The organism is Streptomyces sp. NPDC056948 (assembly GCF_042674225.1).
GTDB classification, from domain to species: domain Bacteria; phylum Actinomycetota; class Actinomycetes; order Streptomycetales; family Streptomycetaceae; genus Streptomyces; species Streptomyces purpurascens.
Window position 1 is genome coordinate 1 of record NZ_JBHUQX010000466.1, and the last position, 6,809, is coordinate 6,809.

At 70.9% G+C, this 6,809-nt stretch carries 7 protein-coding genes; all 7 read left to right on the forward strand.

Annotated elements, in window-relative coordinates; translation table 11 throughout:
- The first annotated feature begins 45 nt into the window (after nucleotides 1–45).
- Nucleotides 46–981, forward strand: coding sequence for a DUF6891 domain-containing protein (locus ACFTZL_RS38385; RefSeq protein ID WP_382593123.1), 936 nt, complete (start codon nucleotides 46–48; stop codon nucleotides 979–981).
- A gap of 89 nt (nucleotides 982–1,070) precedes the next feature.
- Nucleotides 1,071–1,193, forward strand: coding sequence for a hypothetical protein (locus tag ACFTZL_RS38390; protein ID WP_268998969.1), 123 nt, complete (start codon nucleotides 1,071–1,073; stop codon nucleotides 1,191–1,193).
- A 118-nt stretch (nucleotides 1,194–1,311) separates the two neighbouring features.
- A complete protein-coding gene (locus ACFTZL_RS38395; RefSeq protein WP_382593126.1) occupies nucleotides 1,312–1,899 on the forward strand; it encodes a winged helix-turn-helix domain-containing protein in 588 nt (195 codons plus the stop codon).
- Nucleotides 1,900–1,999: 100 nt separating this feature from the next.
- Nucleotides 2,000–3,010 (forward strand): NAD-dependent epimerase/dehydratase family protein, encoded by a 1,011-nt coding sequence (locus ACFTZL_RS38400; RefSeq protein ID WP_382593129.1) that lies wholly within the window; start codon nucleotides 2,000–2,002, stop codon nucleotides 3,008–3,010.
- A gap of 96 nt (nucleotides 3,011–3,106) precedes the next feature.
- On the forward strand, nucleotides 3,107–4,372 hold the full coding sequence (locus tag ACFTZL_RS38405) for a sensor histidine kinase (RefSeq protein ID WP_382593132.1): 1,266 nt from the start codon (nucleotides 3,107–3,109) through the stop codon (nucleotides 4,370–4,372).
- Nucleotides 4,357–5,010, forward strand: a complete 654-nt coding sequence (locus ACFTZL_RS38410; protein WP_382593135.1) for a LuxR C-terminal-related transcriptional regulator — start codon at nucleotides 4,357–4,359, stop codon at nucleotides 5,008–5,010. The genes ACFTZL_RS38405 and ACFTZL_RS38410 overlap by 16 nt, the downstream gene beginning before the upstream one ends.
- A 203-nt stretch (nucleotides 5,011–5,213) precedes the next feature.
- The gene (locus ACFTZL_RS38415; protein WP_382593138.1) at nucleotides 5,214–6,794 is read left to right on the forward strand and encodes a DUF1996 domain-containing protein; all 1,581 of its coding nucleotides are present in this window, start codon (nucleotides 5,214–5,216) and stop codon (nucleotides 6,792–6,794) included.
- Nucleotides 6,795–6,809 lie beyond the last annotated feature (15 nt).

A 6,809-nucleotide genomic window follows, 5' to 3' on the forward strand; every position in this document is an offset into this window, starting at 1 on the left:
GGGCGCCCCCTCGCGTTGTCAGTGGGGCGTGTCAGGGTGAGGGGCATGGAGATCGACGGGGGCCTCGCGGTCAAGGTGCAGACGGAGAGCGGGCGGGCGTACGCGCGGATCGCGGCGCGGGAGCTGCGGGAGTTGGTGGAGCGGATCGGCGGGGACGACGACCACTTCCTCATCGTGCAGCGGATACCGGACCGGCCGATGGTCTTCATCCAGACGGCACGCGACGGGGACGGGGCTTACGACCTCCAGCACCGCACGGGGTCCGTTCCGCATATGTGGGTGACCCGGTTGGCCGATCCGGGCCTCGTCTCCGAGGTGATGGTCCGCTGGGGGCGCCAGGAGGACGGCTGGGACACCGGGATCACCTGGGAGCGCGAGGAGTTCGGGCTGCCTGCCCCTCCGCCCCCGCTCGCCCCCGAGGTCTCGGCGCGGGCCGAGGGGTACGTCCACGAGATGCTCCGGGACGGCTACCTGGGCATCGAGACGATGGTCCACGAGACGGTGTACCTGATGCGGGGCAAGGAGGACTCCTCCCCCGTCTCCTCGGCGCAGGCCCGCCAGACCGTCGAGCGGCTGTGGCTGGAGCGCGTCGACGAGCAGGAGACGTGGAGCGAACCGACCGACCCGGACCGGCTGGAGCGTGCTTTCGCGGCCCTGGACCGCGCCGGCATCGTGGCCCGCGAGGACTTCACCTGCTGCCGAAGCTGTGGCATGGCGGAGATCGGCGCGGAGGCGGACGGCAAGCCGGAGGTGCGGGGGTTCGTGTTCTTTCACCACCAGTGCACCCGCGGCGCGGCGGAGGGCCACGGTCTGTCGCTGTACTACGGCGGATTCGACGGCTCCGAGGAGACCACGAAGGCCGTCGGACACGAGGTCGTGGCGGCGCTGACCGCGGCGGGGCTGTCCACTGAGTGGGACGGCGACCCGGGCAAGGCGATCGATGTCGCACCCCTCGAGTGGCGAAAGCGCCTGGTGGGATGAGGTTCCGGCAGGCCGGCCGGATGTCCGGCAGATGTCCAAGCTGTGAGAGGAGGGTCCCGGCGCGGGGTCCCCTCTGCTTCAATGGGCCCATGGCCAGCTACCAGAAGTACACCGCGACGGGTCGTCATGACCTCGAGCCCTTCTGGCCGTCCCGTCAGGACCACGACTTCGACCGGGTGTGTTGCCGCGCGACGAACGCGCCGGCCCTCTAAAGCCGTACACCCCGGCCTTCGGCCAGCGCGAACCGCGTACGTCCCTCGGCGACCCCGACCACGAACTCGCGGCCGTCGACCTCCCGACGAACTCCTCGCGCGAAAGAGCTGACCTCTCATGGCGACCACTCGTTCCCTGTCCACCGCCGCCCTCAACACCCCTCCCGCGAACAGCGCCCGCCATCGGCTGCGTGCCGTCGACCGGGACGAGGTGGTGACCGTCGCTGATCTGCTGCCGCCGGGTGCCACCTGGCTTCCGGCGCCGCAGCACACGCTCCCCACGCTGCCGGGGCAGCCGCCGATGATCGGCTATCTGGTGCTCGTCCCGGCCGACCAGCAGCCGCCGTTCCCGGTGGCGGTGCCGGACCGGCCGGAGCCCGTCGGCCCCGAGGCCGGTCCCGAGCCGGACGGCGAGCAGCTGATCCGCGTCGACACCGTGCAGCGCACCGCCCAGGTGGCCGGCCGGCCGCTCGACCTCACGTATCTGGAGTTCGAGCTGCTCGCCCACCTGGTGGCGCACCCGGGCCGGGTGCACACCCGTGACCAGCTCGTCGGCACGGTGTGGGGCTACGGACACGTGGGTGACGGCCGCACGGTCGACGTCCACGTCGCCCGGCTGCGCCGCAAGCTGGGCGCGGAGCACCGCGACACGATCCGGACGGTACGCCGGGTCGGATACAAGTACGTGCCTCCCGTGGGCCGCTGAGCCACTGGCCCCCGCCCGTCCGCCGACGGGATCCGCCGACGGCTCTGCTGACGGCAGATCCCTGTTCCGTACCGCCGCCCCACCGGGCAGAGTCAGCGGCATGAGGCTTCTGATGCTGGGTGGTACGGAGTTCGCGGGGCGGGCCGTCGTGGAGGCGGCCCTGGGGCGGGGCTGGGACGTGACCGTCTTCCACCGGGGGCGGCACGAGGCGCCGGCGGGCGCGCGGTCGCTGCTGGGCGACCGCACCGCGCCCGGCGGTCTCGCCGCCCTCGCCGACGACCCGGGCGAGTGGGACGTCGTCGTCGACACCTGGTCGGCGGCGCCCCGCGCGGTGCGGGACACGGCGCGGCTGCTGCGGGGCCGCGCCCGCCGGTACGTGTACGTGTCGAGCTGCTCGGTGTACGCGTGGGCCCCGCCCGCCGGGTACGGCGAGGACGCGCCCCTGGTGGAGGGCGCCTCGGCCGACGCGGAGCAGACCGCGTACCCGCAGGACAAGCGCGGCGGTGAACTGGCCGTGCTGGACGCCTTCGGCGAGGACCGGTCGGTGCTCGTCCGGGCCGGGCTGATCCTCGGCCCGTACGAGAACATCGGCCGGCTGCCCTGGTGGCTGGGCCGTACGGCGCGCGGCGGTGCGGTACTCGCCCCGGGCCCGCGCGAGCTGCCCCTGCAGTACGTGGACGTCCGGGACCTGGCCGAGTGGATCCTGCACGCGGCCGGGCGGGAGTTGAGCGGGCCGTACAACCTGGCCAGTCCGCAGGGGCACGCCACGATGGGCGAACTGCTGGACGCGTGTGTACGGGTCACCGGCGGCGGTGCCGAACCGCGGTGGACCGAGCCGGAGGTGATCCTGGAGGCGGGCGTCGAGCCGTGGACCGAGCTGCCGGTGTGGGTGCCGCCGGGCAGCGATCTGCACGACGCCCTGCACAGCGCGGACGTCTCCCGGGCGGTGGAGGCGGGGCTGAGCTGCCGGCCCGTCACGGAGACCGTGGCCGACACCTGGAGCTGGCTCCAGGACATCGGCGGCACGGCACCCCAGCGGCCGGACCGGCCGCGCTCGGGACTCGACCCGGAGGTGGAGGCGAAGGTGCTCGCGACCGGCGGAGGAATATGAACCACCGCCCCGCCTCCCTGGGTGTACGTAACACCACCCCCTGACCGGGTGTCCCGGCCCAGTGACCCCGCACCCCCGCTCGGCGAGACTGACGCCATGACCATCGAGACGAAGAGCGGCTACAGGGCAGCGAAGGGGCGGCGCGTCGTGCTCGCCGCGCTACGGGGGCTGGGGGTGGCCCTCGTCTCGTTACCGGGGGCGGTGTTGTGCTTCACCCTGTCCCTGGTGTCCATGGCGCTCATCCCGATCGGCATCGGGCTCGTCACGACGCCGTACGTACTGAAGGGGGTGCGGGCGTTCGCGAACTGGCGGCGGGTGCTCGCGGCGGAGTGGGGCGGGGTGCGGATCCCGCCGGCGTACCGGCCGCTGCCGAAGGGCGCCAATCCGTGGGCGGCCACGTTGGGGATGCTGCGCGACCCGGCGACCTGGCGGGACCTGATGTGGCTGCCGGTCGACATGACGGCGGGGTTCCTCACCGCGCTGCTGCCCGCCGCGCTGTGGCTGTACCCGCTGGAGGGCTTCACGCTCGCGGCCGGTCTGTGGCGGGTCTTCCCCGACGGGTACTGGTACGGCTTCGTCAAGGTCACCGGGCAGGTGTCCGCGCTCGGTGCCGCCGCCCTGGGCCTGGTCATCCTCTTCTTCGCGCACTTCCTCACCCCGCTGCTGCTGGACGTCCATTTCCGGCTCACCCAGGCCGTCCTGGGCTCCGGCCAGCGCGGACTGGCCGAGCGGGTGCGGGTCCTGACCGAGACACGGCGCGACGCCGTCGACACCTCCGCCGCCGAGCTGCGGCGCATCGAGCGGGACCTGCACGACGGGGCCCAGGCCCGGCTGGTCGCGGTGGGCATGGACCTGGGCACCATCGAGGCGCTCCTCGACAAGGACCCGGCCAAGGCCAAGGAGCTGATCGCGCAGGCCCGCACGTCGTCGGTCGAGGCCCTCGCCGAACTGCGCGAGCTGGTGCGCGGCATCCATCCGCCGGTCCTCGCCGAGCGCGGCCTCGGCGACGCGGTACGGGCGCTGGCGCTGCGGCTGCCGGTGACCGCCGAGGTGAGCGTGGACCTGCCCGGGCGGGCGGAGGCGCCCGTGGAGTCCGCCGCGTACTTCGCCGTCAGCGAGGTGCTCACCAACGCGGTGAAGCACTCCGGAGCCGACCGGATCTGGGCCGACCTGCACCACGCCGACGGGATGCTGCGGGTGTCCGTCACCGACAACGGCAAGGGAGGTGCGGTGATCGGAGCCGGTTCAGGACTCTCCGGAGTCGAGCGGCGGCTGGGTACATTCGACGGCGTCCTGGCCGTCAGCAGCCCTGCGGGCGGTCCCACCATGGTCACCATGGAGATCCCTTGCGCGTTGTCCTAGCCGAAGACCTCTTCCTGCTGCGCGACGGGCTCGTCCGGCTGCTCCAGGCGCACGACTTCGAGATCGCGGCGGCCGTGGAGTCCGGTCCCGAACTGGCCGCCGCGCTGGCCGAGCTGGAACCGGACGTCGCCGTGGTCGACGTACGCCTGCCGCCCACGCACACCGACGAGGGGCTGCAGTGCGCGCTCGACGCCCGCCGCGAGCGGCCCGGCCTGCCGGTACTGGTGCTCTCCCAGCACGTGGAGCAGCTCTACGCGCGTGAGCTGCTCGCCGACGGCAGCGGCGGGGTCGGATACCTGCTGAAGGACCGGGTGTTCGACGCCGAGCAGTTCGTGGACGCCGTACGGCGGGTCGCCGCCGGGGGTACGGCGATGGATCCGCAGGTCATCCAGCAGTTGCTGGCGCGCCGGTCGGGCGACGACCGGCCGCTGGCGCGGCTGACGCCCCGGGAGCGGGAGGTGCTGGAGCTGATGGCGCAGGGCCGGACCAACGCGGCGATCGCCGGCCGGCTGGTGGTGACGGAACGGGCCATCGCCAAGCACACCGCGAACATCTTCGCCAAACTGGGACTGGAGGTCTCGGACGACGACAACCGCCGCGTGCTGGCGGTTCTGGCGTATCTCGACCACGGCCGGTGAAACCGGACTCGCCGGTTCACCGACCGTGGGGGATCAACAACTCGCGGTACCAAATGGGCTGTTGAGAACACAGAGCCCTCACGAATCTCGCATCAATTTCAGAGACACCTGAACACCCCTGGGACCACCTCCGTATGGAAGGGAGCCGCTTCACTCCTGTCGGGCGCCTCGATGCCCCCGAAAAAGGAAGTCAGAGGAGTTCCATGGGACGCAACACAAGAAAACGCCGGACGCCGATGGCCACCAAGGCCATAGCCGCATCGGCGGCCCTAGCGCTCGGTGGGGGCGGGCTGATCTGGGCAAACTTCTATGCCTCGGCGCATGAGGAGAACTCGGCGAACCAGACGAAGTCCGCGGGTGCGCAGGTCGCCACGATCCAGTGCCCCGACGTAGGACAGAGCCTGACCGACGTGCCGGACGGCGCGCGCCAGGGTGTGGACAAGGAGCTGGCGAACCTCGACAAGCAGATCAGCGAGGCCTACACCCGGCTCGCCTCCACGCGTCAGGCCCAGGCCGGTGACTCCGGCTTCGTCAACAACGCCATCCTCGGCCCGCTGAAGTCGAAGCGGACCGCCGCCATCGACCGGATCGGCATCAACATCAAGCGGGTTGGCGGCCAGGCGCCGGGCAACCTCGCCCAGATGGCCGAGTGCCAGGGCATGAACGCCGACGCGAACACCAACGACGGCCAGGCCGGGGGCGATCAGAACCAGGACGGCCAGAACCAGGACGGCCAGGACGGTCAGAACCAGGACGGCCAGAACCAGGACGGTCAGGACGGTCAGGACCAGGGCCAGGACCAGGGTGGTCAGGACCAGGGTCAGGACCAGGGCCAGGGCGGCAACGGCGGTCAGGACGGCAACGGCCCGGCAGCCGCGGACTTCGTCAACATCGAGGACGTCCAGCCCAACTCCCGCAACCTGCCGAACGGTCTGGCCTCGAACGGCGACGGTGGTTCCACGGGCACCTTCACCACGAACTGCGGCGTCAACGAGAACGAGAACCGCAACTCGGACAACGTGATCGTGGCGCCCGGCGTGTCCAACGGTGCGCAGCACCAGCACGACTACGTCGGCAACCAGGCCAACAACGCCTTCGCGAGCGACGAGGACCTGGAGAACGGCGAGACGACCTGCCAGAACCAGGCCGACAAGTCGACGTACTTCTGGCCGGTCATCCGGATCCAGGACGGTTCGGACGACATCGACGCCGGCCAGCCCGGCGGTGGCCAGGACGGCAACGTCGGCAAGATCGTCGAGCCCGCCCAGGCGGAGCTGAAGTTCGTGGGCAACCGGACGAGCGACGTCGTCGCGATGCCGAAGGCGCTGCGGATCATCACGGGTGACGCCAAGGCCTTCACCAACGGTCTGAACAACGCCAACACCTCCTGGACCTGCACCGGCTTCGAGGACCGGCAGTCGACGGACAAGTACCCGATCTGCCCCGAGGGCAGCAACATGGTCCGGTTGTCCAACTTCCAGAGCTGCTGGGACGGCCAGAACATCGACAGCGCCAACCACCGCACCCACGTGGACTTCGTGGAAGCGGACGGCAGCTGCTCGAACGGCTTCCAGGCCATCCCCCAGCTCCAGGTCCGTCTGGTCTACGACGTCCCGGCGCCGCAGATCAACAATGGACAGGTCCAGAACGCGTTCGCGGTGGACTCCTTCCCGGAGCAGCTGCACAAGCCGATCACGGACCACAACGACTTCATCAACTTCTTCGAGGAGAACACGATGAACGAGATGGTCCAGTGCATCAACAACGGTGAGAACTGCCAGTAGTCCTCGCCCAGCAGA

What these genes read in the sequence shown, in the direction of transcription:
- ACFTZL_RS38385 (WP_382593123.1), top strand. Translation starts at nt 46, where the DNA reads ATGGAGATCGACGGGGGCCTCGCGGTCAAGGTGCAGACGGAGAGCGGG.
- ACFTZL_RS38390 (WP_268998969.1), top strand. Translation starts at nt 1,071, where the DNA reads ATGGCCAGCTACCAGAAGTACACCGCGACGGGTCGTCATGACCTCGAG.
- ACFTZL_RS38395 (WP_382593126.1), top strand. Translation starts at nt 1,312, where the DNA reads ATGGCGACCACTCGTTCCCTGTCCACCGCCGCCCTCAACACCCCTCCC.
- ACFTZL_RS38400 (WP_382593129.1), top strand. Translation starts at nt 2,000, where the DNA reads ATGAGGCTTCTGATGCTGGGTGGTACGGAGTTCGCGGGGCGGGCCGTC.
- ACFTZL_RS38405 (WP_382593132.1), top strand. Translation starts at nt 3,107, where the DNA reads ATGACCATCGAGACGAAGAGCGGCTACAGGGCAGCGAAGGGGCGGCGC.
- ACFTZL_RS38415 (WP_382593138.1), top strand. Translation starts at nt 5,214, where the DNA reads ATGGGACGCAACACAAGAAAACGCCGGACGCCGATGGCCACCAAGGCC.